Source organism: Aestuariivirga sp. (genome assembly GCF_046294715.1).
Taxonomy (GTDB): domain Bacteria; phylum Pseudomonadota; class Alphaproteobacteria; order Rhizobiales; family Aestuariivirgaceae; genus Aestuariivirga.
Genome location: NZ_JBKBKI010000004.1, coordinates 109474 through 135736 on the forward strand (window position 1 = coordinate 109474; position 26263 = coordinate 135736).

Here is a 26263-nt window from a genome sequence, read left to right on the forward strand (position 1 = left end):
CGGGAGAAGCGGCGCGGCATGCGACGGAGCAGGGCCCGCCTTCCCTCTGCCGTCTACGACCGCGGCTTGGTCTTCTCCGGATCGTAATGCGCGAACCTCACGATGCGGGCGGGGAGCCGCTTCTGGTGGCCGTCGAGCTTGCCGATCTCCACCTCGGTTCCGAGTTCCGCGTCGAGCGCGTCCACCCTGGCGAGCGCGATCGTCTTGCCGAGGATGGGCGAACGCATGCCGCTGGTGACGACACCGATCTGGGCGCGGCCAATGTGCACGCAGTCGCCGTGGCCCACCGACTCATTCGAGTCGATCTCGAGGCCCACGAGCTTCCGGCGCGGGTGCTCCTTGCGCTGGATCAGCGCCTGCTTGCCGATGAAATCGTCGGCCTTGGATTTCAGCGGCACGGCGAAGCCGATGCCGGCCTCGAAGGGGTCGGTCTCGGAGGTGAACTCGTAATTGGCGAAGATCAGCCCGGCCTCGATCCGTACCATGTCGAGCGCCTCGAGCCCCATCGGCCGGAGCCCATGCTTCTGGCCCGCTTCCCACACCGCATCGAACACGCTGAGCGCGTCCTTGGGGTGGCAGAAGATCTCGTAGCCGAGTTCCCCCGTGTAGCCGGTGCGCGAGACAACGACCGGCGCCCCCTCGAAATGCCCGATGCGCCCAACGGCGAAGCGGAACCATTCGAGTTCGCCGATCGCCGGCTGGGACGGCGCTGTCCAGATGATCTCCTTCAGGAGCTCGCGGCTGTTGGGGCCCTGCACCGCGATGTTGTGCAGCTGGTCGGTCGATGAGCGCACCCAGGCCTTGTAACCCATTTTCTCCGCCTGCTCGCGCAGCCAAATGCCGGAGTAGTCGTCACCGCCGATCCACCGGAAATTATTCTGGCCAAGGCGGAACACCGTGCCGTCGTCGATCATGCCGCCGTTCTCGTAGCACATGGCGGAATAGACGACCTGGCCCACCGAGAGCTTGCGGATGTCGCGCGTCAGACAGTATTGCAGCAGCGCCTCGGCATCGGGCCCCGTCACCTCGAACTTGCGCAAGGGCGAGAGATCGAGCACCACGCATTTCTCTCTGGCTGCCCAGTATTCCTCGATGGGCCCGTCATTGTTGAAGCGCGCCGGCAGCCAATAGCCACGATACTCGGTGTAATTCCGCGTGAGCGCGGAAAAGCGCGGGTGGAAGGCTGTCTCGCGGGTCAGCTGCACGTCGGCGTCGGGTGTCATGCGATAGGCCACTGCTCTGGTGAATCGTTCGGTTGCTGAGTATGTGCGGACGTGGATGTCGGTGGGGTCCCAGCCATTCGCCGCGTCGATGTCGTCCGGGCAGGAGGAGGAGACGCACACGATGTCGGTCAAGGCGCGCATCAGGACATAGTCGCCGGGCCTCGACCACGGCTCGTCGAGATAGAGCTGGTTCTGGTGGTCGATGTTGGTGTTGTAGAAATAATTGATTGCCTCCCAACCCTTGCGCGGAGCGACACCATAGGGCGCCAGCGCCCGGTTGAAGTTCTCCGTGCAATTGACGTGGCCCGGATAGCCCATGTCATCGTAGTAGCGGCTGTTGCAGGCTGTGGCGAAGGCATCGTGCCGGCCAACGGTGTCCTGGACGATCTCAACGAGGGGCTCGAACTCGCGGTCGAACGCCTTCGACGGCAGCCCCGGAGTGGGATAGCTGCGGCCGAGCAGAGTGCGGGTCACGGTGGAATCCAGCGCGTAGTCGAGCCCCTTCTCCACCTTGCGCGCCGCCAGAGCCTGGAAGTCCGTGCACTGACGGCCGGAGACGTCTATCACCTGGATGTATTCCCCCGCCCGCACCAGATAGGCCGAAGCCGTCGCCGCCCTGATGCGGATATCCTGGAGGGGATCGGCCAGTGGCTCGGGCAGGATGTCGAGCATCTTGCCCGCAGCGGGGGCCGCACGGGTGATCCTCAGTTCGATCCCCGTCGCCGTGTCCTGCCCGTCGGGTGCCATGTCCGAGCCGGGCGCTGCAACGATGAGGAGCCCATCGCGGGAGACGGTGAAATGGACGGTATTCCTGGCCGGGCTCGCCAGTCCGAAGAGCCCGATCGCGCGCGCCGAACCAATGTCTATGTTGCGCCGCCGGAGCGCCGAGACGGTACGTGCCGCGCCCTCGCCATTGCCGGCCAGCATGGCCTTTAGGCCCTCGGCATGGCTGTCCGCCACCGCGCCCAGTGCCGCCGGATCGAAGCGCCCCGACCCGTCGCAGAACAACACCTCGCAGGGCTGCCCGCCTTCGATGTCGGCCAGAGTGAGCGAATCGCCCGCCTTCACGTCGACCACCACGGAACCCGCGCCCGGGACCGGATAGCGCTCGACGCGCGGCGGCAGCGCGCGCAACCCGGGACGGAGAATCGTGCTGGCTCGAGGAGGGACGCGGGTGAGGATGTCGCTCATGGCATGAAAACTAGGGGCAACGGGAGGGCTCGGCAAGGCCAAGTTGGTCCAAAGTGGTTGAAAATGGTGAGACCGTCCAAGTTGCGCCAGATGTCGGATTTGCCGCCCAGGCCCCAGAAACAGCGTTTCCCCTCGGTGAGGAGGCGAAGCCCAAAAGGATACCACTTGACGCCCACTGAACCCGGTCTCACTATCGCTGTCACCCCTCGCGGGGGGTGACAGAGGAAACGGATCATGCAGGCGAACGGACAGAGATCCGGCGGAGCATGGGTTACCGGTGAGGGGGGCATGCTGCGGCTCATGGCAGACGGCGCCCTCGAAGCGATTCCAAAACACATCTTCGGAGGAGACGCTTATGTCTGAATACCAGGGCTCGCGAGAGCTCGTGCGTGCATTGGACTGGAAGGGGGCCTTCTGGGTCGCGGCGGGAGTTCCGCCGCTCGTGCTCTTTTCGATTGGCGGCATTGCCGGAACGACGGGCAAGCTCGCCTTTGTCGTCTGGATGATCTCGATGGTGATGGGCTTCCTGCAGTCCTTCACCTATGCGGAGATCGCCGGCATGTTCGGCAACAAGTCGGGCGGTGCTTCGGTCTACGGCGCCACGGCCTGGCTGCGCTATTCGAAGTTCATCGCGCCGCTTTCGGTGTGGTGCAACTGGTTCGCATGGAGCCCGGTGCTGTCCTTGGGCTGCGCCATCGCGGCCGGCTACATCCTGAACGCGCTCTTCCCCATTCCGGCAGCCGATTCCCAGCCCGTTCTGGACTGGGTGGCGGCCAACGCCGCGCAGTTCACCGCACAGACTCAGGCCGTGATCGACTATATGGCGGCCAATGCCGGCGTGGCCGAAGCCGACGCCATCAAGGCCGTGGCCGCCCAGGCGGGCGTCGAGGCGCTCACGCCTGCGGTGCGTACGTGGGAAGCCTTCAACATCCCCGTGCCGGGCCTCGGCAGCCTGCACTTCAACTCCACCTTCGTGATCGGCGTCATCCTGATGCTGATCATCTTCGCCATTCAGCATCGCGGCATCGCATCCACCGCCGCCGCGCAGAAGTGGCTCGCCATCATCGTGCTGGTGCCGTTGCTGCTCGTCGGCCTCGTGCCGATCGTGACGGGTGCGATCGAGTGGTCGAACGTCACCGGACTCGTGCCGCCGACCTCCAGCTATTCCGGTGTCGATGCCGCTGGCTGGACGCTGGGCGGCTGGACGCTGTTCCTCGGCGGCCTCTACATCGCAGCTTGGTCGACATACGGCTTCGAGACGGCCGTGTGCTACACGCGTGAGCTACGGAACCCGAAGACCGACACCTTCAAGGCCATCTTCTTCTCCGGCCTCCTGTGCATGGTGTTCTTCTTCCTCGTGCCCTTCTCCTTCCAGGGTGTCCTCGGGCACTCGGGCATGGTGGCGCCGGGGATCGTGGACGGCACGGGCATCGGGGAAGCTCTGGGCAGCATGGTCGGCGGCGGCAAGGTGATCACGCAGGTCTTCGTGATCCTGATGATCCTGGCGCTGTTCCTGGCGATCATGACGGCCATGGCCGGGTCCTCGCGCACCCTCTACCAGGGCTCCAAGGACGGCTGGTTGCCGCGCTACCTCACTCACGTGAACGAGCACGGGGCTCCCACCCGCGCCATGTGGACGGACCTGGGCTTCAACGTCTTCCTGCTCGCCCTGGCCTCCGACCTCGCGGGCTACTTCTACGTGCTCGCGATCTCGAATGTCGGCTACATCCTGTTCAACTTCCTCAACCTCAATGCCGGCTGGATCCACCGCGTGGACTCGGGCCACATCGAGCGTCCGTGGAAGGCGCCGACCTTCCTGATCGGACTCAACACCGTGCTCGCCTTCGTCAACGCGCTGTTCCTGGGCGCGGGTGCGAAGGTGTGGGGCTACAACACCGCGCTGTGGGCGGGCCTCGTGTTCGCCGCTCTCATCATCCCGGTGTTCTACTACCGCCACTACATCCAGGACGGCGGCAAGTTTCCCCCCGGCGCGCTGGAGGACCTCGGCCTGAAGGAAGGCGAGATGGGCGAGCGAAAGGCAGGAATACTGCCTTACCTCACGCTGGCCGCGGGTGCCGCCGTGGTGCTCTGGGCCAACTGGTTCTTCACCCTTCCGGCGTGAGCCAGTGACCGCATCTCTTGCAGACCGGCGGGACCTCTTCCCGCCGGTCTTTTTCATTCGGCGCGATAACGGCAGGGGGCAAGGCCGATGAACAGCGATACCAGCGGGCGAACCGCGCTTGCCGCAGCGCTCGATAAAATGCAGGCCGACGTGGTCCATGCCGGCACCTTCGACTACGGCTGCAACTTCCGTGAACGCCGGCTGCGGCGAGAGGAGTTGCTGGGCGGAGCGGATACGGCCGTATTCGCGAACGTCCTGCCCAAATGGGACCTCTCCGAGTCGATCCTCTTCCCGGGCCCCTATGGCAGCGAAGCGATCGCCTATGACATTTCCTCGCTCAGGCCCTATCCCTTCGAACCGGGCGCCGCAGCGCTCGTCGCCGACTATTCCGGACCACAAGCCTCCATCATGCCGCGCAATGTGCTGGCAGGGCAGATCGCGAGAGCCGAGGCTTCGGGCTTCGATGTGGTGGCGGCCACCGAGTTCGAGTTCATCGTCCTCAACGAAACGGCCGAGTCTCTCAGGGCGAAGAAATTCTCGGACCTGGCGCAGGTGGCCCCCGACAACCGGTGCTGGTCCGGCCAGACGGCGGCCGTTCACAGCGGCTTCGTAAGCGAACTCGAAGCTTGCCTGAACGCCGCGGACATCGGCTTGTTCTCGCTTTCCGTCGAACTGGGGCCGGGCTGTTTCGAGGCCACGCTGAAGCACCGCGGCGCCATGCGGGCCGCCGACGACGCGGCCTTCTTCCGGATGTTCACCAAGGCCTTCTGCCGTCGGCGCGGCCTCACCGCATCCTTCATGCCGCTGACGGGCGCGGGTTTCCCGGGGATCGGCGGTCATATCAACCTGTCTCTCCGTTCCCGCTCGTCAGGCAGAAATGCATTCGGGGATGCTGGCGATGCCAATGGCTTGTCGCCCGTTGCGAAGTCCTTCCTGGCGGGGCTCATCGACGTGATGCCGGACCTCTTTCCCATGGTGGCCCACACGGTGAACGCCTACCGCCGCCTGGCACCCGGAAGCTGGGCCCCCAAGACGATGAGCTGGGCAGCCTACAACTACGCCGCCGCGGTGCGGACAGCGGCCGAGACGGAGGAGATGACGCGCCTGGAGCTTCGGCTCCCGGGATCGGACATGAACCCCTACCTCTCGATCGCTGCGATGCTGGCTGCCGGCCTCGACGGCCTTGATCGCGGCCTGGAGCTCACGACGCCGCCCATCACGCGCGGCGGGCCCGACGAGATCCCTCAGGGGGCCGAGCGACTTCCCGTCGATCTTCTCGGGGCAACGACGAGGTTCCGCGCCAGCGCCAGGGCGCGGGCCCTGCTCGGCGATGCTTTCGTCGACCATTTCGCCGCGGTCTGCGAGGCGGAGGATGCTTCCCTGCGCAGGGCCGTCAGTGCCGCGGAAGTGCAGCGCTACCTCGAGGTGGGATGAGGCTGCATCGTCAGCTCTCCGTGCCTTCCTCCCCGCCGGGCTCGTCCTCGGCGGGGATGGCGTAGTGCCCGCCAAGCCAGCGGTTCAGGTCCACCTGGGCGCAGCGGGCGGAGCAGAAAGGGTGATGTTTCTGCTGCGAGGGCTTGCCGCAGATGGGGCAGGGGCGTTTCGGGCGGAGCCTCACCGGCTCGCTCATCTCAGACCTCCGATTGGGGCCCCGTCATCCAGCTGTGGAAGACGGGGTAGCCCGCGCCCTCCAGGAGATGCACCGTTTCATAAAGCGGAAGGCCCACGACGCCGGAATAGGAACCCGTCACCATGCGCACGAAGGCCTCCGCACGGCCCTGGATGGCATAGCCGCCCGCCTTGCCGCGCCACTCGCCTGACGCGATGTAGCTGTCGACGTCCTCGCGCGAGAGCCGCTTGAAGCGAACCTTGGTTTCAACGCAGCGCGTCGAGACCCTGTTCCGGGGCGCGACGAGGCATACGGTGGAATAAACCCAGTGGGACCTCCCGGAAAGCAGCGACAGGCAGTCGAGCGCCTCGTCGATTGATTCGGCCTTGGGCAGGATCCTGCGCCCGAGCCCCACCACGGTATCCGCCGCCAGCACGAAGGTGTTGGGGCCCAGGGCCCGCACGAGCGGCATTTCGAGGGCGCGCTCCGCCTTCTCGCGCGCCAGCCTGATCGAGAGCGCGCGCGGCGTCTCGCGCTTGTGCGGGATCTCGTCGACGTCCGAGGGGTTGAGGAGGTCCGGCGTCAGGCCGACGCGCTCAAGCAGTTGCAGCCGGCGCGGCGAGGCGCTGGCCAGAACGAGCTTCACGGGGGCTCCCGCCCCTGGTTTCTTACTTGAAGCGATAATTGATGCGGCCCTTCGTCAGGTCATAGGGCGTCATCTCGACCATCACGCGGTCGCCCGCCAGGACGCGGATGCGGTTCTTGCGCATCTTGCCGGCGGTGTGGGCGATGATCTCGTGATTGTTGTCGAGCTTCACGCGGAAGGTCGCGTTGGGCAGGAGTTCGGTGACGGTGCCTTCGAATTCGAGCAGTTCTTCCTTGGCCATGTGGCTCCTTGAGCGGGGGTGTGCAAAAGTTGCGCGGAAAATGGACCCGTTGCGGGGCAAAATCAAGCCTGAGCGGCTAGACCACGCCCTTGTCCATCAGATAAAGCAGGATCGAGGCGCTGACGGCCGCCAATGCCGTGCCGAGGGCGATCGCACCGGAAACGGCGGCCACCGACTCCTCGTTGCGCTGGGAGAAGAGGAACGCGTTGGCGCCGGTGGGCATGGCGGCGAAGAGAAGCGCCACCTGCGCCCAGAGCGGCGGCAGCGAAACCACATAGCGCACCATCAGGAATACGAGCACCGGCATCAGCACCATCTTGAGCGCGATCAGGGTGAACATGCCGCTCCAGGAGCCCTTCAGCGAATAGCCGGCAAGTGACACGCCGAGCGCGAAAAGAGCGGTGGGGATCGAGGCATCCGCCAGCATGTCCAGCATGGTGCCGGCGACGGGGTGGAGACCGAGGCCCAGGAACCGCCACAGGCTTCCCGCCAGGAGGCCCAGCACGATGGCGTTCGTGGCCAGCGCCCGAAACAGGTCCCGGGCGGTTCTGGCGATCGAGAAGCTGGTGGACGCCCGGAACAGTTCGCGGTGGAGCATGGCCGCGAACCACAGGACCGGCGCATGGATCGACAGGATCATGCCTAAGGGAATCGCCACCTGCTGGCCGAAATGAGAAAGCGCCAAAGGGGTGCCGAGCAGGGCCAGGTTGCCGAAGCCCGCCGCCATTGATGCCGCCGCTCCGCCCGAGGCCTCGAGCGAAGGCACGAAGCGCGAGACGAATGCGGCCAGGGCCCAGGTGACGGCGAGGCCACCGAAAAAGGCGATCCACAGCTGCCAGGGAGCGCCCTGCTGGGGGCCCATGGTGGCCACCGTCTTGAACAGCAGGGCGGGAATGGCGACGGTGAAGACGAAGAGGGAAATTCCGCGGCCGGCCGCGGCATCGAAGATCCTGGCCCTGGTGAAGCCGTAGCCCAGCACGATCATGCCGAACACCGGCAGGACGGTGGTAAGTATCGGCTCCACCGGGGCGGGGCTTTACAGCCAGGGCTGGCTTGCGGCCTGCTTCTTCTCGAAGCTGTCGATCGAGGTGGCCTTCTCCAGCGTCAGGCCGATGTCGTCCAGCCCGTTCAGCAGGCAGTGCTTGCGGAAGGGATCGATGTCGAACCTGATGACGCCGCCGTCGGGGCCCCGGATCTCCTGGTTCGGAAGGTCTACCGTGAGGGTGGCGTTGGCGCCGCGCTCGGCATCGTCCATGAGCTTCTTCAGCTCCTCGGGCGAGACCTTGATCGGCAGGATGCCGTTCTTGAAGCAATTGTTGTAGAAAATGTCGGCAAAGCTCGTGGAGATGACGCAGCGGATGCCGAAGTCGAGGAGCGCCCAGGGCGCATGCTCGCGCGATGAGCCGCAGCCGAAATTGTCGCCGGCCACGAGGATCTCGGCCTTGCGGTAGGCGGGCCTGTTCAGCACGAAATCGGCGATCTCCGTTCCGTCCTGGGTGTAGCGCATCTCGAAGAACAGCGACTTGCCCAGCCCGGTGCGCTTGATCGTCTTGAGGAACTGCTTGGGGATGATCATGTCGGTGTCGATGTTGACGATGTTCAGTGGCGCGGCGACACCGGTAAGCGTTTCGAACTTCTGCATAGTCTTGATTCCTCAGGCGGATGGAAGGCCGGTGCCGAGAGTCTCCGCGGCGCCGATCATGAGATTGAGATTCTGGACGGCGGCGCCCGAGGCGCCCTTGCCGAGATTGTCGTAGATGGCCATCAGCAGCAGGTGGCCGCGCGCGTCGTTGGAGAAGACGTGGAGCCGCATGCGGTTGGTGCCGTTCAGCACCTCAGGGCTGACCCCTTCAGAACGCTCGAGCGGCTCATAGGGAGCGACCTCGATGAACGCTTCGCCCTGATAGGCGGCGGCGAGGCAGTCGCGGATATCCTGCCCTCTCGCCTTGCGGACGAGCAGCTCGGTGAAGACCGGCACTGCGCCCAGCATGCCTTGGGCGTAGTTGCCCACGGCGGGCTGGAAGATCGGCGCATGGGCGAGTTCGGCATAGACCTGCATCTCCGGCAAATGCTTGTGCGCGAAGGTGAGGCCGTAGGGGAGGTGGGGAATGGCGGCGGCGCCCTTCGCCTCATAATCCTCGATCATCTTGCGCCCGCCGCCCGAGTATCCCGAGACGGCATTGTAGGTGACGGGATAATCGGCGGACATGATGCCGGCGTGGATGAGCGGGCGGACGAGCGCGATCAGCCCCTGGGGATAGCAGCCAGGATTGGCGACGCGCTGCGCTGCGGCGACCTTCGCCCTGTGCTGCTTCGAGAGCTCGGGCATGCCATAGGCCCAGCCCTCCGCGGTGCGGAAGGCGGTCGAGGCATCGATCACGCGGGTGCGGGAGGAGGGATCGATCATCGCCACCGCCTCCCTGGCCGCCTCGTCCGGCAGGCAGAGGATGGCGACGTCCACCGCGTTCAGCAGCTCGCGGCGGGCTTCCAAATCCTTGCGGCGCTCGGGATCGATCGAGACGAGCGTCACGTCGGTGCGGGCAGCGAGCCGCTCGCGAATCTGGAGCCCGGTCGTTCCCGCCTCGCCATCGATGAAGATGCTGGTCATGGGACGCTCCTATAGAGGGGATGGGAAGGGGCTGCAACATGGGTCGGGGGTCATGGAGGCGCGCGCCAATGCACATTTTCTTTTTCAGCGCAAGCCCGGGAACCTTAATGTCGTCTTAACGGTTTTCCCCAGCAGAAGGAGCCGATGCAGTTGCATGCTCCTCAACTCTGCGGGTCTCCGGCTCCCCCATCCCCTGCAAACCCCGTGACCGGAAACGCGCAGTCAAAAGAAGCCGGCCGTGCCCCTCCCCTCCACGGCCGGCTTCGCCCGTTCAGGGCCGGGGCAGATATTCCGTGAGCAGATAGAGCAGCAGGGCCGCGGCAAGCAGCGGGCCCAGTATGCGGGCAACGCGCTTGCCGAGGATTTCCATCGGGTCATCGCCCCCGCCGGAGGCGGAGGGCGATGCGTGGAAGAGCTTCTCACGCTCGGTTTCAAGCCTCTCGAGATCGCGCCTGGCCTTCTCTTCCGGATTCACGCCACCTGATCCTCGATGGCATACATGTCCTCGTCGGAGAGCCCGAAATGATGGCCGATCTCATGCACGAGCACATGGGTGACGATGGAGCCCAGCGTCTCCTCGTGCTCTGCCCAATAGTCGAGGATGGCGCGGCGGTAGAGGAAGACCATGTTGGGCATGCGCCCCGTCTCGGGAACGGCACCGTCATGCGCAAGGCCGATGCCCTGGAAGAGACCCAGGAGATCGAACGGGCCGGCCTTCATGTCTTTCTGCACCTCTTCGGGTGGAAAGTCGGCGACCCGGATGACGACATCGCCACACAAGGCCCGGAAGGCTTCCGGCAGCGCGTCGAAGGCTGCCGCGGCCAGTTCCTCGATGTCGTTCAGGGAAGGGGCGGCAAGGCCTGAGAGCCTGTGGTCCGCCATCGTGCCCTTATTGGCAGAACATCACGCAGGCCCCGGGGTCGCCGGTCATGGCCTGCACGGTGGTAAGTCCGGCCATTCCGCCCGTGACGACGGTCAGGAACACCAGACCAAGAAAAATGCGGCGCAGAAATTTTGCGTCCGCCTGAACAGTCGTACCCACTTCCAACCCCCATCAAATTGTGGCGCCGGCCGTAACGTCGGAATCACCTTATCGCCACAGCCGTGGCATAAGGCTTAACGAAAGGTTCAGCAACCGTTAATGATCTGCGTCACACTCGTGACGCCGCGGGACTAACTTGCATCCCGAATCTTTGTTCCGTCGGCAGGGCCGCCCGCCACAATCTCGCCCCTTAGCCTTTGCTCCACGGTGCAATTGTGCACGGAGAAGCGTTCACAAGGGAAAATTCCCACGCCTCCACATCCATCGCAGGCGGTCAGATTGGCAATGCCAGGCAGCTCACGCGTCCAGCTTGCGCACGTCGACGAAGCGGCCGGCCAGTGCCGCCGCAGCGGCCATCTCGGGCGAGACGAGATGGGTGCGACCCTTGTAGCCCTGCCGGCCCTCGAAGTTGCGGTTCGACGTCGAGGCGCAGCGCTGGCCGGGCTTCAGCTGGTCCGGGTTCATGCCGAGGCACATGGAGCAGCCGGGCTCGCGCCATTCGAAGCCCGCAGCCTTGAAGATCCGGTCGAGGCCTTCGGCCTCGGCCTGCTGCTTCACCAGGCCGGAGCCGGGAACGATCATGGCATAGGCGAGCCTTCCGGAAATCTTCCTGCCCTCGACGACCTTGGCGACGGTGCGCAGGTCCTCGATGCGGCCATTGGTGCAGGAGCCGATCCACACCACGTCCAGCTCGACGTCGGTCATCCTGGTGCCGGGCTTCAGGCCCATGTAGTCCAGTGCGCGCCACTTGGACTGGCGCTTGCCCTCGTCCGTGATGTCGTCCGGGTTCGGAACCGTGCCCTCGATCGAGATCACGTCCTCGGGCGAGGTGCCCCAGGAGACGATGGGCGGCAGGTTCGCGGCGTCGAGCTTCACCACGCGGTCGAAATGCGCGCCCTCTTCGGTGACGAGCGAATCCCAGTAGCGCCGCGCCATGTCCCAGGCCTCGCCCTTGGGGGCCATCGGCCGGTCCTTGAGGTAGGCATAGGCCTTCTCGTCGGGTGCGATCATGCCGGCGCGGGCACCGCCCTCGATCGTCATGTTGCACACCGTCATGCGCCCTTCCATGGAGAGGTCGCGGATCGCCTCGCCGGCGAACTCGATGACCGAGCCCGTGCCCCCGGCCGTGCCGATCTGGCCGATGATGGCGAGGATGATGTCCTTGGCGGTCGAGTGCCGCGGCAGCTTGCCGTCGACCTGGACCAGCATGTTCTTGGCCTTCTTCTGGATCAGCGTCTGGGTGGCCAGCACATGCTCCACCTCGGAGGTGCCGATGCCGTGGGCCAGCGCCCCGAAGGCGCCGTGGGTGGAGGTGTGGCTGTCGCCGCAGACGATCGTCGTGCCGGGAAGGGTGAAGCCCTGCTCCGGGCCCACGACGTGGACGATACCCTGGCGCTTGTCGAGCTCGTTGAAATACTTGATGCCGAACTCGGCGGCGTTCTTCGCCAAAGTCTCGACCTGGATGCGGCTCTCTTCCTCGGCGATACCGTGCGAGCGGTCGGTCGTCGGCACGTTGTGGTCGACGACGGCGAGGGTGCGCTCCGGGTGGCGCACCTTGCGCCCCGTCATGCGCAGGCCCTCGAAGGCTTGCGGGCTCGTCACCTCGTGGACGAGGTGGCGGTCGATGTAGAGCAGCGAAGTGCCGTCCTCGGCCTCGTGGACGAGGTGGTCGTCCCAGATCTTGTCATAAAGCGTGCGTGGCTTGGCCATCGGTCATCGTGCTTTCGCGAAGGTGGATTTTTGGGGGTATTTAGCGACTTGCCGCCCCAAGTCAAACCCCGGGGCTTCCCGGCACATGCCTGCCATGTAGGGCGGCGATGGGCGCGGCGGGCCTAATCCGGATTGATGCGGAAATCCGCCCCTTCGGGAAGCGTCTGGCCTCCATCGACGATAATGGTCGTGCCGGTGATGTAGGAGGCCTCGTCCGAGGCGAGGAAGAGCGCGCAGTTGGCGATGTCGCGCGGGGTGCCGAGGCGGCCCAGCGGCACGGCGGCCTCCATCGACTTGATGAAGGCTTCGGAGCGGTGCATCTTCATGCCGGAGGTCAGGATGTTGCCGGGCTCGATGCCGTTCACCGTGATGCCGTAGCCCGAGAATTCGAGGGCGGCAGACTTGATGAAGCCGTTGATGCCCGCCTTGCTCGCCGAATAGTGGCCGTGGCCGGGGCTCGTCACCCGGGGGCCGGTGATCGAGGAGGTGAAGATCATGCGGCCGGCGCGCTTCGCCTTCATGTGGGGGAGGGCGGCCCTGGCGGCGAGGAATGTGCCCTTCAGGTTCACCGCCAGCACCTTGTCCCATTCCTCCGCGCTGGTGTTCTCGATGAGCGTCCAGGGATAGATGCCGGCGTTTTGAACGAGGATGTCGAGGCCGCCGAAGCCTTCGAGCGCGGTGCGGACCGCGCGCTCGGCGTGGTCCTGGCGGGAGATGTCGGTTTCGACGAAGAGCCCATTAAGGCGCTTCGCCGTGTCGCGTCCGGCTTCAGCCTCCGTGTCGGCGATGACCACTTTCGCGCCTTCCTCGACGAAGCGCTCGGCGATTCCTTCGCCGATGCCGCGGGCGGCGCCGATTACCAGCGCCACCTTTCCCTCTAATCGTCTTGCCGTCATGCGAACCTCTGGCGGATCTGGAGTTTCAGCGTGTCGAGCAGCACGGCGGCGAGCACCAGGAGCCCGAGAATCACCTGGGTGTAGTGGGCGGGGAGGCCCATCAGGTTGATCGCAGTGTGAATGGAGGAGAGGAGCAGCACGCCGGCATAGACGCCGGGCAGCTTGCCCACGCCGCCTTTCAGCGACACGCCGCCGATCACCACCGCGGCGAAGGCGTTGAACAGCATGCCGGTGCCGAGATTGGCGGTGGCGCCGCTGGTGCGGATGGCCAGCAGCCAGCCTGCGAGCCCCGCGACGGCGCCGGCGATGATGAAGGAAATGAACATCAGCCGGTCCACCTTGATGCCGGCGCGGAAGGCGGCCACGGCGTTGCCGCCGATGAGCGTGATGTGGCGGCCGAAGGGCGTGCGGCCCATGACGAAGGAAAAGACGATGAAGCAGAAGATGGCGATCCAGGCGATCAGGGGCACATGGAGGATCTGCTCGATGCCGATGACGCGCAGCGACGGGGCGAGATCCTGCGCCGAGCGCCCGCCCGAGATCGCCACCACGAGGCCCCGCACCCAGATGTAGGAGGCGAGCGTCACGATGAAGGCGTTCATCTTGAGCCTGACGGTGAAGAAGCCGTTGACGAGGCCCACCATGGCGCCGACGGCGAGGGCGAGGAGGAGCGAGACGGGGATCACCAGCCATTCCGGGTTGAACGTCAGGCCCAGCCCGATGCCGCGGGCGCAGAACAGGATGCCGGTGACCATGGCGGCGAGGGCGGCGGTCGATTCCACCGAAAGGTCCATGTGGCCTGCGATGATGACGATGGCGAGGCCGATCGCCATCACGCCGACAAAGGTGGACTGCTCGATGATGTTGGCGAAGATGCCGATCTGGAAGAAGTTCGGCACGAAGACCGAGAAGACGACCAGCACCACCGCGAGCATGAACCAGACGAGATGGTCGAGGACGAATTCGGCGATGGCCCGCTGGCGGGGAGAGTTCATGGGTACTGGGTCCGGTTTTGGTCCTCCCCTCCGGCGTCACCCCGGCGCGGGCCGGGGTCCAGCTTTGGTCGAGGAACATGAAGCTGGATCCCGGCCTGCGCCGGGATGACGGCAAGAGCGAGTGGTTACTCCACCGGCGTGATCTTGTCGGAGGGCGCCTTCAGGTTGCCCCAGAAGCGTGGCTCGTCGACGTTCTCCTTGGTGATGGCGGCACCGGGAATCTTGATGTTGGGGCCCCAACTCTCGATGGTGAGCTCGGATTCGAGCCCCAGCACCGTGTATTTTCCCGGCTTGATCTCCTGCTTGTTCACCACCTTGTCGGCGAACATGGCGAGAGCGGCGGCCTGGGCGTAGAGCGGCTGCTCCACCTCCACGTTGAGCCAGCCCTTGCGGATCAGGTCGAGGCCCACGGGGGCGCCGTTGGAGGAGATCATCATCACGTCGCCCGGCTTCTTGCCCTTGGCCTCGAGCGCGGCCACGGCGGCGACCGAGAGATGCGCGGCGTGCAGGAAGATCAGGTCGATGTCCGGGTTCGCCACCATCTGGTCGGAGACGATGGTGCCGGCGTTCGAGGCTTCCCACTGCATCGCGGGCAGCGTGATGATCTGGACGTCGGCGAACTCCTTCATCTTATCCTCGAAGCCCTTCTGGATGTCGAGGGTGTAGGGGTCGGCCGGGTCGCCCAGCACCTGCAGGATCTTGCCCTTGACCGCGCCGTTCTTCTCCTTGAGCAGGCGCTGGATCTCGCCCGCCGCCACCTGGCCGATCTCGATGGTGCCGGCGACCGAGGTGAAGTCGGACGGCGTCGAGGTGATCTGGCGGTCGAAGATCATGACCGGGATCCCGGCGGCGCGCGCCTTCTCGATCGAGGGGGCGAGCGCGTTGAAGTCGACGGCGGCCAGCACGATCGCCGCCGGCTTCTGCAGGATCGTGTCGTTCATCTGGCTCTGCTGCAGGTCGGTCTTGTTGTCGGCATTGAGGGTCGTCACCTCGTAGCCGACATCGGCCATGAACTTGGTGATGGCGGAGACCGACTCGGTCTGGAACTCGTCCAGAAGCGTCGGCACCATGTAGAAGATCTTGCCCTTGGATTGCGCGAAGGCGGGCGTCACCACGCCCATCGCCGCGATGGCGATCGAGGCGGTGAGAAGTCGGCGCAGTCGGTTCATGTACGTCTCCTCTGTTGCTGATTTGCTGTCGTTCAGTGGATCGGGCCGTTCGGCCTCGCTTCTTGGGCTTGGCCGTTCATGGCCTCGCCGGTGATCATGGCCACGACCTCGTCGGGGCTCGTCTCGCGCGTCGGCACGTCGCCTGCGACGCGGCCCTGGCGGATGACGACGATGCGGTCCGCCACCTGGAAGGCCTGGGTCATGATGTGGGTGATGATGATGACGCCGATGCCCTGGGCGGCGATGCGCTTGATGAGGTCGAGCCCGCGCCGCGTCTGTTCCACGCCCAGCGCCGCGAAGGGCTCGTCGAGCAGCACGAGCTTGCCGCCCCAGTGGGTGAAGCGGTTGAGCTCGATCGCCTGGCGCTGGCCGCCCGAGAGGTGCTCGACGTTGGTGCGAAGCGAAGGAATGCGGGTTCCGGCGTTGCGGAGCGCATCCGCCACCACCTGCTCCATCTCCTTCTCCTGAAGCACCGGGATCAGCCCCAGCCACTTCCTCACGATCTCCCGGCCCATGAAAAAATTGGCGACGACATCGACGTTCGTGCAGAGCGAAAGGTCCTGGTAGACGGTCTCGATGCCGTTGGCCTTGGCCTCGGCAGGGGAGGCGAAGAGGCGTTCCTGCCCGTCGAACACCATGCGGCCGGCAGAGGGCTTGAGCCCGCCCGAGATGATCTTGACGAGGGTGGATTTTCCCGCGCCGTTGTCGCCGAGCAGGGCCACGACCTCGCCCCTGCCCACCGTGAAGCTCACGCCCTTCAGGGCCTCGATGGCGCCGAAATTCATCCGGATGTCTTCGAGCTCGAGAAGGGAGGGGCTCATGCCACGCGGCTCCTGGGAAATAGCGGGTCCTTCTCGGGGCCGCCCTGCGCGAAGAGCGTGCCGAAGCGGGGCGAGAGAGCGCCCGAGACGGCGAGCGAGGCCGCGCCCCTCAGCACGGCGTCATGGCCGCTCCGCGACAGGCCAAGGCGCGGGGCAGAACGGGTGTTCCGGGCGGAGACGGAATTGGGCAGGGGTTCGGCGGCAGCGACCAGATCCTTCAGCAGGTCGTCCTCCGCGATGCCGCCCATCACGATGGTCTCGGGGTCGAACAGGTTCTCGATCATGACGATGGCGTTGCGGAGCAGGGGGGCCGCCTCGGCGATCCACGCCTGGCGCCCGATCACGGGCGAGCGACGCGCGAAGGCCTCGAGCGAGAGATAGCGTTCGAGGCAGCCCCGGTTGCCGCAGGAACAGGGCTCGCCGCCCGTCACCATGGACACATGGCCGATCTCGCCGGCGTTGCGCCGCGAGCCGCGGATCGGCAAGCCGTCATGCACCATCGAGCCGCCGAGGCCCACGCCGAAATAGAGATAGTAGAAGTCGCGGAACTGCCGCCCGGCCCCGTACAGGCACTCGCCGAGGGCTGCCGCCGCATTGTCGGTCTCGACAAAGGCGGGGAGTCCGGTGGCAGCGGCAAGCCTCTCAGCAACGGGGACGCCTCGCCAGCTCTCGAGCGTCGTGGGACCCACGAAGCTCATGGACTCCACGTCGATCGGCCCCGGCATGGCGAGGCCCACGCCCAGCATGCGGCGAGTCTCGGGGCGCTGGCGGAAGCCCTGCACCAGCTGCGCGATCTCGGCGAAGGCCCGCTCGGGTCCGGGGCGGGGCATGACGAGCCGGCTCTCCGCCAGTATGGCGCCGGACAGATCGACGAGGGCGGCCTCGATGCCGCGCGGCGTCACGTTGATTCCCACCGCATGCGCACCCGACGGGTTCAGCGCCAGGCTGGTCGCCGGCGAGCCGCGGCCCCGTGGCTCACCGCGCGAGCCGGTGACGAGGTCCTGCTCCTCGAGTTCCCGGATGATGTTGGCGACGGTCTGCACCGTGAGGCCCACGCGGCGGGCAATATCCGCGCGCTCGATCGGCCCGTGGCGCCGGATCGCTTCGAGAACGATGCGCCGGTTATAGGGCCTTCCGAATTCCTGGTTCGTCCCCTTGAGGGAGACCATGTTCCCACCCGCCTTGGCTTCGGCAGGGATCATGCGAAGAAATCCTAATAATGCAAATGGTTTTTATAAATCATCCAGTGCGCGCCGGATCTCGCGCCCGACGATTTCCGCCTCGCCTGTCCTGAGGCACATCGGGTTCACCGTCACCACGCCGCGGTGGCGCTCGGCGGGATCGACGACGATCGAAGGCTCGCCGTGCTGGAGCCTGAGGCACAGGCCGGAAGGATCGTGTCGGTCGGCGTCGAGGGTGATCTCCACGGTCGGAACGGAACGCGTTTCATTGCTGCCCGTCACCGTGACGAGAAAGCCCTGGAGGGCGGCGGCCACGGTTTCGCAATCCCTCAGCCACCGGGCATGGCGCGCCGCGTCGCCTTCCGCGATGAACAGGCGAAGCGCTGTGAGGAGGCCCACGATCTCCTCCTTTCCCGCCTTGCAGCTTCGCCCGATGCCGTGCGGCGGCGCACCCTTGAGCCGCCACTTGTCGATCAGCACGTCGGGGGGCTCCCACATGTCCCAGTAGATGTCGAGGTCGAGGTGCTGCAGGGCGGCGGCCATCACCAGCTCGCGCCTTCCCGCGAGCATGCCGCTCGCCTGCGGACCGCCCAGTGCCTTGCCGCCCGAGAAGGCCACGAGGTCCGCCCCCTCCGCGATGAATCGGCGAAGGTTTTCCTGGGGCGGCAATTGTGCCGCGGCATCGACGATCACCGGCACGCCGCGGGCATGGGCGACGGCCGTCACCTCGGCAAGCGACGGGCGGGCATGCTGGTCGGCGACGTAGAAAACGGCCGCCGTGCGCTCGGTGATGGCGTCGTCGATCTCCCAGGCTTCGGCATCGCGCACACCCGCCCCGGCATAGCGGTCCGGCAGGCCGACCTCGACAATCCTCATCCCCGCGGCGCGGATCGCATGGTCATAGAAATTGCGCTGGCTCCTCACCATCACGCATTCGTTCCGCATGCCGGCGGCGTCGGGAAGCCGCGCCATCCTGCCGGGATCGAGCCCCGTCATGCAGGCCGCCGCACCGATCAGCAGGCAGGCGGAGGCGCCGGAGGCGACATAGCCGGCCTCGGCCCCCGTCGCCGCGGCGATCACCCGGGAGGCCGCGGCCTGAAGCTCGGCGATGTCGACACAGGCGCCTGAGGCCTCCTGCATGGCGGCCGAAACCTCTGGCCGCATGACGCCGCCGGAGAGCCGCGTCGCAGGGCCCTTGGCGTTGATGATGGTGCGCACCCCAAGATCGCCATAGACCGTCATGCCGCCTCGCCTCCCTCGCTTTCGCCGGTGGCTGGCTTTATCGCCCGCAACTTCAGGCGTGATCAAGCCAATCTCCCGGCATCGTGAATTCCGGGCGGAAATAGGCGACCATCCGTCCCTCGGGCGAAGCTTTCGCCCCTGCTCCCCAGGGCGCGACGCCGTGGAGGAGATGCCGGTGCAGCAACACGGCATCCCCAGGGCCGCCGGGAAGCTCGCGACGCAGGCACGTGGCGAAGACGCTGCGCCGCGCCTCCTGGTAGGCGGCGGTCACGTCGATGCCGTCCCAGCTTTCAGGGGGATATCCGGCGAACATCTTCCGGAACATGCTGCCCATGATGCGGTGCGAGCCGTCCCACACCGCGAGCGGCGCTGCGTCGGGGGATTGCTCCGTGAGGCAGATGCCCAGGATATAGGCATGCGGCTCCTTCAGGCGGCGCCGCTTTCCTGGGCCTTCCGCGAGGAGCCCGTCGACATGGGCGGCATCGCGCCTCCGGCGGAAGTCATGGGCCGCTTCGCTTTCCTCCGGTGATGGCTTGGGATAGCCCGGGTAGCAGACCGAAACCTGGGCGCGGTGAAAGGGCAGGTTCAGGCACAGCGCGGAGAGGACGAAATCCATCGCGGCGCCGGCGAGGGGAGGGCCATTTCCGATTTGCCCCTTGCCGTCATTGGGGAGCGCGTCGACGCCGACGAACCACGTTCCCCCGCAGCGCAGCCAGTGTGACTGCGCGGGGTCCTTGGCTGCGGCGGCGGCAAACGGCCTGGCGTGCGCCGCCCAGCGCTGCATCGCCGCGTCGGCCGGGAAGGAAACCCAGCCGCGCTCGAGATACTGATTGCGGGGGCGGGTGTCGGGAAGGGGCATGGACCTTCCCTAACACGTGGCGCGGAAAAGAAAACCGCTGGCGGGTTTACTGCGTCTGGCCGGTGCCGGCGATCTGCTGGGCGGTTTCGAGATGCTTCTGGAGCACCGGAAGTCCCTTCTGGGCGAAGGCCTTGAGCTGCTCGTTATCGCCGTTCTGCGCGTAGGCCTCGAACAGCGCGATGCCTTCCTGGTGCGCCTGGACCTGGGCCTGGCCGAAAGCCTGGTCGAAGCCCTGCGCCTCGGCGCCCTCGAGGCTGTCGGCGATGACCTGGTGGCGCTGGTCGAGCGCTTCGGGTGGTGCGGCGTCGACGCCGGCGGCCTTGGCAAGATCCATCAGTTCCTTGCTCGAGTTGCCGTGGTCCTGGACCAGCATCTGGCCGAACTGCTTCACGGCGTCGCTGCCGCCCTTTTCCTGGGCCATCTGGCCCGTCCTGATTTCGAACATGTCGGACATGGCCGCGTGGGACACGAAGTCCTGCGCGGTGGTCACCTTGGACATGGCCTCGATGGCAGCCTTGGAATTATCAGTTTCCTGGGCGAATGACGGTCCGGTGAGCAGCATCAAGGCGGCGGCGGCCGCCAGAAAACGGTTTCTCATGGTGGGAATCTCCTGTTCGGTGTCGAGGGAGAAGCCCAGCCCGTTGCGGTTGGTTCCCCTCCAGTCAGGGAAAGGGAAGGATTCACAACTGAACATAGCGGCAGTGCCGCCTGATTTGTTCCAGATCAACAGGATTTCCGGCCACGCCCTCCCCATATTTTGAACAAAGAGGGCTGCCAAATGGCGCCCAACGCAGCAACGGGCGATCGGTTCCCTGGGAATTTCTTTCGCCAGCCAGATGGGGTTTTCAGATGACCAATCGCAGCATCCTCGTGGCCATGTCGGTCGCGGCCGCACTCCTCGCCTCGCCGCTCACGGCGGAGGCGGGTTCGCTCGGCAAGGCCGAGATCGCCAAGCTCTTCCCCGGCCAGTTCGAGGCCAAGGTCAAGGGCTACCGGGTGTCCTTCTCCGGCTCGAGCGGCGGCGCCCTGGCTGGCCAGGCCTATGGCCAGAAGGACAAGGGCCGCTGGTACATGAAGGGCACGACGCTGTGCGTCGTCTGGAGCAAGTGGACCAAGGGCAAGGCCCATTGCGGCCAGATCAGCCGCCAGGGCGGCTGGTACGTTGCCAACAGCAGCGAGGGCGAGGTCCTGAAGTTCCGCCGCACCGACCTGGCACAGAACTGATCTAAGCCTTCTTGAGGAAGGCCGCGAAAGCCTCCGCATAGTCCTTGTGCCAGCGTGACAGGGGCGGGCGATTGTCGACGATGTCGCCCGCTGCCCAGAGAATCCGCTTCTCGTCAAGTTCCCGGCTCACCTCGTTGTCAGGGCAGAGAATGTAGAAGTCGCCCGCCGCCAGCCGCTCGAACATGAAATCCACCGTCTGTTCCGGCGTCCAGGCGCCGGCCGGCTTCTCCGTCCGCCCACGCGCGGTGAGGCCGGTGAACACGAAGCCGGGAATCAGGAGATGCGCGGTGATGCGGCAGCCTTCGGCGTTCCGCAGCTCATGCGCCAGCGCCTCGGTGAAGACCTTCACACCCGCCTTCGAGACATTATAGGCCGGGTCCCCCGGCGGGGTGGTGATCCCCTGTTTCGAGCCGGTGTTGATGACGAGGCCAGGCCTACCCCGCCTCACCATGTCCGGCAGGAAGGCGTGGGTTCCGTGGATCACACCCCAGAGATTGACGGCAAGCACGCGTTGCCAGTTCTCGGCAGGCCCGAACATGCCGCTTCCCGGCTGGATTCCGGCATTGTTCATCAGGATGTCCGTGCCGCCCCAGCGCGAAGCCACTTCATCGCGCAGCCCCGCCATGTCTTCCGGCCGGCTCACATCCGTCTCCTTCCACATGACGCCTGCCTCGCCATGGGGCGAGGCAGGGGCGAGACCAGCCGCCGCTTCGATGAGCCGCTCGCGCCCAAGATCGGCGATGCAGACGCGAACGCCCTGCGCCGCAAGCCGGCGGGCGGCGGCCAGGCCGATTCCTGCCGCCCCGCCGGTTATGACGGCAACGCTCTCCGGGGTGATGGCGGGATGGCTCATGATCTCTTCTCCTGTGGCTTCCGCTGCCATTGAAGGGCTGAACCGGCGATCGTCAAGCCGGGAGCTTGCGGTTGACGGAACCGGCTCTCGGGCGCAAAGGTCGGAACGGGCTGGGGCGGGCATCATGTTCGAGAACACGCAGGTGAAAAGAGCGGCCGGCCGGTTCGGGCGTACCGGGCGGCATGTGCTGGCGGGCATGGCGTGCCTCGCCCTCGTGGCCGGCTGCACCGGCATCACGCCAAAGGAATTGCAAAGCCTCGGTTCCGAACTCCACCAGCAGAAGGTGGATTTCGCGGGGCTGGAGAAGGAGGCGCGGCGGGCCCGCACCGCCTATGCCAAGGAGGGCGAGATCCGCGCCGCCTACCCGGACACGGTGCGCGTCGCCACGCCCGGAAGCAAGGACGTCCAGTATTTCATCGAGCGGGACGATGCCGGCCGGACGCAATATCTCGTGGTGCGCGGTACCGCCGACAACAAGAACCTCTCGGAAGATGTCGCCGTCCGGGTGCGGGAAGACCGCAAGACCGGGCTTCCCGTCCATGCCGGTTTCGAGGCGGACGCCCAGGCTATCTATGCCGATGCCAAACCCCATCTCAAGCGCGGTTACGAGACCCGCTTCGTCGGCCATTCGCTGGGCGGCGCCGTCGCGGCGATCCTCGCGGTCTATGCCAAGGAGGATGGCTATGACGTCGAAAGCGTCGTCACCTTCGGGCAGCCGCGCTTCACCACGGCGAGCGGCGCCGCCAAGCTTGCTGGGCTGCCGCTCACCCGCGTGGTCGACGAAAACGATGTCATCCCCATGCTGCCGCCGGGCCTGTTCCACAATGGCCCGTACGGCCCCTATGAGCAGGTGGGCCCCGAGATCATCCTCTTGGAAGGCCCCCGCTACGTCTATCTGCCGAGCCATGACGCCACCCGCCTCAGCGCCGGCGAACTCTGGCGCGAGCTTGGCGTGGCCGATCTTCCCGACCACAAGATGCAGAACTACCTCAAGCGGCTCGAAGCCAAGCGCTCCGGCGCGATCGAGGTGGCCTATAACGAGCGGGAGCGTTACGTGGCGAAGCCGAAGACCGCCGCGCGCGCGGCGGTGAGGTGAACGCTCCCGGCCGTCCGCCCTGCCAGTGAGGGACCCTCAGCGCCGGAAGGCGAGGACCTGCGCGCCGCTGATCCGCGGAGAGGTTTCAAGGCGGTTGAGACGGCTCTCCAGCCGGTCTGCCGCGCCGTCCATCTCGTCGAGAAGCCGTTCCTGGCGTTCAAGTCTTTCCGCCACCCGGGCGAGCCTGCGGGCAAGAAGGAGGACCACCGCCAGCATCGCTCCGAAGAGGAAGGCGGGGACCGGCAAGGCAAGGAGAGTGAGCAGCTGCTCCGGCATTCCTGCTTCCTGCCGCAATGGCCTTGCGCGAGGCTTGAGGCTGCCGATTTCGAGACCTGCCCGACCGGCGTTAACTTAACTCTTCGTTTAGGATTGCGCGACGCGCGGCCCCACTGCATCTTCACATCTTGTTAAGGATAACGGGTGGGCTTTGGAGATGGGCAGGGTCGGAAAGGGAGTGGCGGCAATCCTCGGATGCATGCTGGCGCTCTTTGCCGGCCTCCCCGCCGATGCCGCGGCCGCGAAGAGCAGTTCGGCCCGCGAGTATGGCGACACGCTGCCGCCCATCGGCTTCGTCGAGTTCTGCCAGCGCAACCCTGAGGACTGCCAGGCCAGCGGCAAGCGCCGCAAGCTCGCCATGACCGAGGAGAAGTGGCTGCTGGTGCGGATGGTGAACGCCTTCGTCAACGGAGCCATCGCGCCCGTCACCGACGAGACGCTCTACGGCACGCCGGAATACTGGACGCTCCCCGCCGACGCGGGCGATTGCGAGGACCTGGTGCTGATGAAGAAGAAGATCCTCCAGTCCAAGGGCCTTCCGGCCGATGCGCTGCGCATCACGGTGGTGCTCGACGAGCATGGCGAGGGCCATGCCGTCCTGACGCTGGTGACGAGCGGCGGCGACTTCATCCTCGACAACCGCCGCAACGAGATCCGCAGCGCCGCGGCCACCGGCTACACGCTGCTGAAGCGCCAGTCCGCCGCCGATCCGCGCAAGTGGGTGTCGCTCGCCCCGGCGCGGACACTCTCCGCCGTCAACGGCACGGCCAGCAAGTAAGCCATGCTGACGCTCCCTTTCCGCATCGCCGCGACCATCGCCATCGCGCTGTTCTGCTACAGCCGCCTGGTGCGCCGCGCGGTGGCGGGCCTCGCGGTCTCGACCGCGATCGTCGCCGCCCAGCACGGCGAACTGCTCCAGGCGGCAGCGGCGGGCAGCGCAGAGGGCGCACCGCTCGGTACCGCCTTCAGGGCGCTCTTGCTGCTGGTTGCCGGCTGAACTGACTATTGTGAAAGGAATGGTGCCCAGGGGCGGAATCGAACCACCGACACGCGGATTTTCAGTCCGCTGCTCTACCAACTGAGCTACCTGGGCACAGGAACGGTGGCGGGTGTATAGGAGATCGAGGCGGGGCTTGCAAGGGGAACATTGGACCACGCAGGACGCCTGAAACCCCTTGTGGATCAGGCACCTGCCGCAGTTGCGAAAACATTCCTGCCCCCTCTCCCTGCGAAAGTCCAATAAAATCCCGGGCGCATTGGCGTTATGAATTCGTGAAGGATGAGGGGCCTGCCTGGGAGATGGCCCCCCGATCCTCGTCATCACGCGGGGCGCGCGCCAGGCGCATCCCGCGGTTCAAAGGGGAGACACATGACCGATACGACAATCCAGGGCAGCGCGCGCTCGCGGCCCATGACGGCAGAGGAAAAGAAGGTGATCGTCGCCTCCTCGGCCGGCACCATCTTCGAATGGTACGACTTCTATCTCTACGGCTCGCTCGCGGCCATCATCGGTGCGCAGTTCTTCACGGCCTTCCCGGAAGCGACGCGCAACGTCTTCGCGCTGCTGGCCTTCGCCGCCGGCTTCATCGTGCGCCCGCTCGGCGCCCTGTTCTTCGGCATGCTCGGCGATCTCGTCGGCCGCAAGTACACCTTCCTCATGACCATCCTGATCATGGGCCTCTCGACCTTCCTGGTCGGCCTCCTGCCGAACTACAACACCTGGGGTGCAGCGGCTCCGATCCTCCTGATCGCGCTCCGCATGGCCCAGGGCCTGGCGCTCGGCGGCGAATATGGCGGCGCGGCGATCTACGTCGCCGAACATGCCCCGCCCAACCGGCGCGGCTACTACACCTCCTTCATCCAGACAACGGCCACGCTCGGCCTGCTCCTGTCGCTGATCGTGATCCTGCTGGTGCAGGGCTTCGTGAACGGCAGCTATCCCGACGTCGCGGTGCTCGACGCCGCCGGCGCTGCGGTCATGAACCCCGACGGCACGCCGCAGATGATCAAGGCCTTCAATGCCTGGGGCTGGCGCATTCCCTTCCTCGGCTCGATCGTCCTGCTGCTGATCTCGCTCTACATCCGCCTGCAGATGAACGAGTCCCCCGCCTTCAAGAAGATGAAGGAAGAGGGCTCCGCCTCCAAGGCCCCGCTGCGCGAGGCCTTCGGCAACTGGCGGAACGGCAAGATCGCGCTGATCGCGCTCCTGGGCCTCGTGGCCGGCCAGGCCGTCGTCTGGTATTCCGGGCAGTTCTATGCGCTGTTCTTCCTTCAGAACGTGATCAAGCTCGACAGCTTCACGGCCAACGTCATGGTGGCCTGGTCGCTGATCCTCGGTACGGGCGGCTTCCTGTTCTTCGGTTCGCTCTCCGATCGCATCGGCCGCAAGCCGATCATCCTGGCGGGCTGCCTGATCGCCGCGGTGACCTACCTGCCGGTGTTCAGCATGCTCACCAGAGTGGCGAACCCGGCGCTCTACGCCGCGCACCAGACCCCCGTTACGGTGACTGCCGACCCGGCCGACTGCTCGTTCCAGTTCAACCCGACCGGCACCCTCAAGTTCACTAACTCCTGCGACGTGGCCAAGGCCCAGCTGCAGCGCAGTTCCGTGAATTATGAAACGGTGGCGGGGCCTGCTGGCAGCACCGCCGAGATCAAGGTCGGCGACACGGTGGTTGCCTCCTTCAACGCCGCCGCCAATGCCGCCGCCATCAAGACGGCGACGGAAGCGCTCGAAGCCGCCAAGGCAGGCACCGACCAGGCCGCCATCGACGCCGCCCAGGCGACGCTCGACCAGGAGAAGGCCGTCAAGACGAACTTCGAGAAGGCCCTGAACGACGCGCTCAAGGCGGCGGGCTATCCGCTGGTCGCCGCCGACAACCCGACGATCGCCACGGCGTCCAACTTCTTCGACATCTTCACCGGTCAGAAGCTGGCGATCATCGCGATCCTCACCTACCTCATCATCCTCGTGACGATGGTGTACGGCCCGATCGCGGCAGCACTCGTCGAACTCTACCCGACGCGCATCCGCTACTCCGGCCTGTCGCTGCCCTATCACATCGGCAACGGCTGGTTCGGCGGCCTGATGCCCGCCACGGCCTTCGCGATCTCGGCCCAGAGCGGCAACATCTATGCCGGCCTCTGGTATGCGATCGTGATCGCCATGATGACGGTGATCGTCGGCGCGATCTTCGTGCCGGGCGGCACCCACAAGAAGGACATCTTCGCCGACGACCTGCGGCGCTGATCCCTCACA

The 26263-nt window shown here is 65.9% G+C and carries 27 protein-coding genes and 1 tRNA gene; 7 read left to right on the forward strand and 21 right to left on the reverse strand.

What is annotated here, in order from left to right; translation table 11 throughout:
- Positions 1 to 53: 53 nt before the first annotated feature.
- The gene (locus ACK4HL_RS04515; RefSeq protein WP_409756849.1) at positions 54 to 2414 is read right to left on the reverse strand and encodes a DUF1989 domain-containing protein; all 2361 of its coding nucleotides are present in this window, start codon (positions 2412 to 2414) and stop codon (positions 54 to 56) included.
- Between the two features lie 355 nt (positions 2415 to 2769).
- Here ACK4HL_RS04515 and ACK4HL_RS04520 point away from each other — a divergent pair, with 355 nt between their 5' ends.
- Positions 2770 to 4536: an APC family permease gene (locus ACK4HL_RS04520; RefSeq protein WP_409756850.1), complete on the forward strand. Its 1767-nt coding sequence runs from the start codon at positions 2770 to 2772 to the stop codon at positions 4534 to 4536.
- 87 nt (positions 4537 to 4623) lie between these two features.
- Complete coding sequence (locus ACK4HL_RS04525) at positions 4624 to 5970, forward strand: hypothetical protein (protein WP_409756851.1); 1347 nt, start codon at positions 4624 to 4626, stop codon at positions 5968 to 5970.
- 10 nt (positions 5971 to 5980) lie between these two features.
- Here ACK4HL_RS04525 and yacG read toward each other — a convergent pair whose 3' ends face one another.
- From yacG to ACK4HL_RS04610, 17 genes are all read right to left on the reverse strand, one after another.
- Positions 5981 to 6166, reverse strand: a complete 186-nt coding sequence (gene yacG, locus ACK4HL_RS04530) for a DNA gyrase inhibitor YacG (protein ID WP_409756852.1) — start codon at positions 6164 to 6166, stop codon at positions 5981 to 5983.
- A 1-nt stretch (position 6167) separates the two neighbouring features.
- Entirely contained in the window at positions 6168 to 6791 is a 624-nt protein-coding gene (locus ACK4HL_RS04535; protein WP_409756853.1) for a Maf family nucleotide pyrophosphatase, read from the reverse strand.
- Between the two features lie 22 nt (positions 6792 to 6813).
- Positions 6814 to 7032, reverse strand: coding sequence for a translation initiation factor IF-1 (gene infA, locus ACK4HL_RS04540; RefSeq protein ID WP_111197504.1), 219 nt, complete (start codon positions 7030 to 7032; stop codon positions 6814 to 6816).
- A gap of 76 nt (positions 7033 to 7108) precedes the next feature.
- A complete protein-coding gene (locus ACK4HL_RS04545) occupies positions 7109 to 8056 on the reverse strand; it encodes an AEC family transporter (protein ID WP_409756854.1) in 948 nt (315 codons plus the stop codon).
- Positions 8057 to 8068: 12 nt separating this feature from the next.
- Entirely contained in the window at positions 8069 to 8674 is a 606-nt protein-coding gene (gene leuD, locus ACK4HL_RS04550; RefSeq protein ID WP_409756855.1) for a 3-isopropylmalate dehydratase small subunit, read from the reverse strand.
- 12 nt (positions 8675 to 8686) lie between these two features.
- Positions 8687 to 9640 carry an N-acetyl-gamma-glutamyl-phosphate reductase gene (argC, locus tag ACK4HL_RS04555; RefSeq protein ID WP_409756856.1) on the reverse strand — a complete coding sequence of 318 codons (954 nt, stop codon included), beginning with the start codon at positions 9638 to 9640 and terminating at the stop codon, positions 8687 to 8689.
- Between the two features lie 271 nt (positions 9641 to 9911).
- A complete protein-coding gene (locus tag ACK4HL_RS04560; protein WP_409756857.1) occupies positions 9912 to 10115 on the reverse strand; it encodes a hypothetical protein in 204 nt (67 codons plus the stop codon).
- The gene (locus ACK4HL_RS04565; protein ID WP_409756858.1) at positions 10112 to 10522 is read right to left on the reverse strand and encodes a metallopeptidase family protein; all 411 of its coding nucleotides are present in this window, start codon (positions 10520 to 10522) and stop codon (positions 10112 to 10114) included. Before ACK4HL_RS04565 ends, ACK4HL_RS04560 begins: the two co-directional genes overlap by 4 nt.
- A gap of 457 nt (positions 10523 to 10979) precedes the next feature.
- The gene (gene leuC, locus ACK4HL_RS04570; RefSeq protein ID WP_409756859.1) at positions 10980 to 12392 is read right to left on the reverse strand and encodes a 3-isopropylmalate dehydratase large subunit; all 1413 of its coding nucleotides are present in this window, start codon (positions 12390 to 12392) and stop codon (positions 10980 to 10982) included.
- Positions 12393 to 12514: 122 nt separating this feature from the next.
- Positions 12515 to 13288 carry an SDR family NAD(P)-dependent oxidoreductase gene (locus ACK4HL_RS04575; RefSeq protein ID WP_409756860.1) on the reverse strand — a complete coding sequence of 258 codons (774 nt, stop codon included), beginning with the start codon at positions 13286 to 13288 and terminating at the stop codon, positions 12515 to 12517.
- Entirely contained in the window at positions 13285 to 14283 is a 999-nt protein-coding gene (locus tag ACK4HL_RS04580) for an ABC transporter permease (RefSeq protein ID WP_409756861.1), read from the reverse strand. Before ACK4HL_RS04580 ends, ACK4HL_RS04575 begins: the two co-directional genes overlap by 4 nt.
- A 125-nt stretch (positions 14284 to 14408) precedes the next feature.
- Positions 14409 to 15452, reverse strand: coding sequence for a sugar ABC transporter substrate-binding protein (locus ACK4HL_RS04585; protein ID WP_409756862.1), 1044 nt, complete (start codon positions 15450 to 15452; stop codon positions 14409 to 14411).
- Between the two features lie 32 nt (positions 15453 to 15484).
- Complete coding sequence (locus tag ACK4HL_RS04590; protein WP_409756863.1) at positions 15485 to 16273, reverse strand: ATP-binding cassette domain-containing protein; 789 nt, start codon at positions 16271 to 16273, stop codon at positions 15485 to 15487.
- Entirely contained in the window at positions 16270 to 17475 is a 1206-nt protein-coding gene (locus ACK4HL_RS04595) for an ROK family protein (RefSeq protein ID WP_409756864.1), read from the reverse strand. The genes ACK4HL_RS04590 and ACK4HL_RS04595 overlap by 4 nt, the downstream gene beginning before the upstream one ends.
- Before the next feature lie 30 nt (positions 17476 to 17505).
- Complete coding sequence (locus ACK4HL_RS04600) at positions 17506 to 18696, reverse strand: hypothetical protein (protein ID WP_409756865.1); 1191 nt, start codon at positions 18694 to 18696, stop codon at positions 17506 to 17508.
- A gap of 52 nt (positions 18697 to 18748) precedes the next feature.
- Positions 18749 to 19555, reverse strand: coding sequence for a hypothetical protein (locus tag ACK4HL_RS04605; RefSeq protein ID WP_409756866.1), 807 nt, complete (start codon positions 19553 to 19555; stop codon positions 18749 to 18751).
- 46 nt (positions 19556 to 19601) lie between these two features.
- Complete coding sequence (locus tag ACK4HL_RS04610) at positions 19602 to 20153, reverse strand: DUF4142 domain-containing protein (protein ID WP_409756867.1); 552 nt, start codon at positions 20151 to 20153, stop codon at positions 19602 to 19604.
- Positions 20154 to 20404: 251 nt separating this feature from the next.
- Between ACK4HL_RS04610 and ACK4HL_RS04615 the strand changes: the two genes are divergently transcribed.
- Positions 20405 to 20779, forward strand: a complete 375-nt coding sequence (locus ACK4HL_RS04615; protein ID WP_409756868.1) for a hypothetical protein — start codon at positions 20405 to 20407, stop codon at positions 20777 to 20779.
- Position 20780: 1 nt separating this feature from the next.
- On the opposite strand, the gene ACK4HL_RS04620 is transcribed toward ACK4HL_RS04615, so the two are convergent.
- The gene (locus ACK4HL_RS04620; RefSeq protein WP_409756869.1) at positions 20781 to 21632 is read right to left on the reverse strand and encodes an SDR family NAD(P)-dependent oxidoreductase; all 852 of its coding nucleotides are present in this window, start codon (positions 21630 to 21632) and stop codon (positions 20781 to 20783) included.
- A 124-nt stretch (positions 21633 to 21756) separates the two neighbouring features.
- On the opposite strand from ACK4HL_RS04620, the gene ACK4HL_RS04625 reads away from it, so the two are divergent.
- On the forward strand, positions 21757 to 22728 hold the full coding sequence (locus ACK4HL_RS04625; RefSeq protein WP_409756870.1) for a lipase family protein: 972 nt from the start codon (positions 21757 to 21759) through the stop codon (positions 22726 to 22728).
- Positions 22729 to 22764: 36 nt separating this feature from the next.
- On the opposite strand, the gene ACK4HL_RS04630 is transcribed toward ACK4HL_RS04625, so the two are convergent.
- The gene (locus tag ACK4HL_RS04630) at positions 22765 to 23004 is read right to left on the reverse strand and encodes a hypothetical protein (RefSeq protein ID WP_409756871.1); all 240 of its coding nucleotides are present in this window, start codon (positions 23002 to 23004) and stop codon (positions 22765 to 22767) included.
- A 157-nt stretch (positions 23005 to 23161) separates the two neighbouring features.
- Between ACK4HL_RS04630 and ACK4HL_RS04635 the strand changes: the two genes are divergently transcribed.
- Positions 23162 to 23782, forward strand: a complete 621-nt coding sequence (locus ACK4HL_RS04635; protein ID WP_409756872.1) for a transglutaminase-like cysteine peptidase — start codon at positions 23162 to 23164, stop codon at positions 23780 to 23782.
- Positions 23783 to 23785: 3 nt separating this feature from the next.
- Positions 23786 to 24001, forward strand: a complete 216-nt coding sequence (locus tag ACK4HL_RS04640) for a hypothetical protein (protein WP_409756873.1) — start codon at positions 23786 to 23788, stop codon at positions 23999 to 24001.
- A gap of 20 nt (positions 24002 to 24021) precedes the next feature.
- Here the strand turns inward: ACK4HL_RS04640 and ACK4HL_RS04645 are convergent.
- Positions 24022 to 24097 (reverse strand) — tRNA-Phe (locus ACK4HL_RS04645).
- A gap of 276 nt (positions 24098 to 24373) precedes the next feature.
- Between ACK4HL_RS04645 and ACK4HL_RS04650 the strand changes: the two genes are divergently transcribed.
- Positions 24374 to 26254 (forward strand): MFS transporter, encoded by a 1881-nt coding sequence (locus ACK4HL_RS04650; RefSeq protein ID WP_409756874.1) that lies wholly within the window; start codon positions 24374 to 24376, stop codon positions 26252 to 26254.
- Positions 26255 to 26263 lie beyond the last annotated feature (9 nt).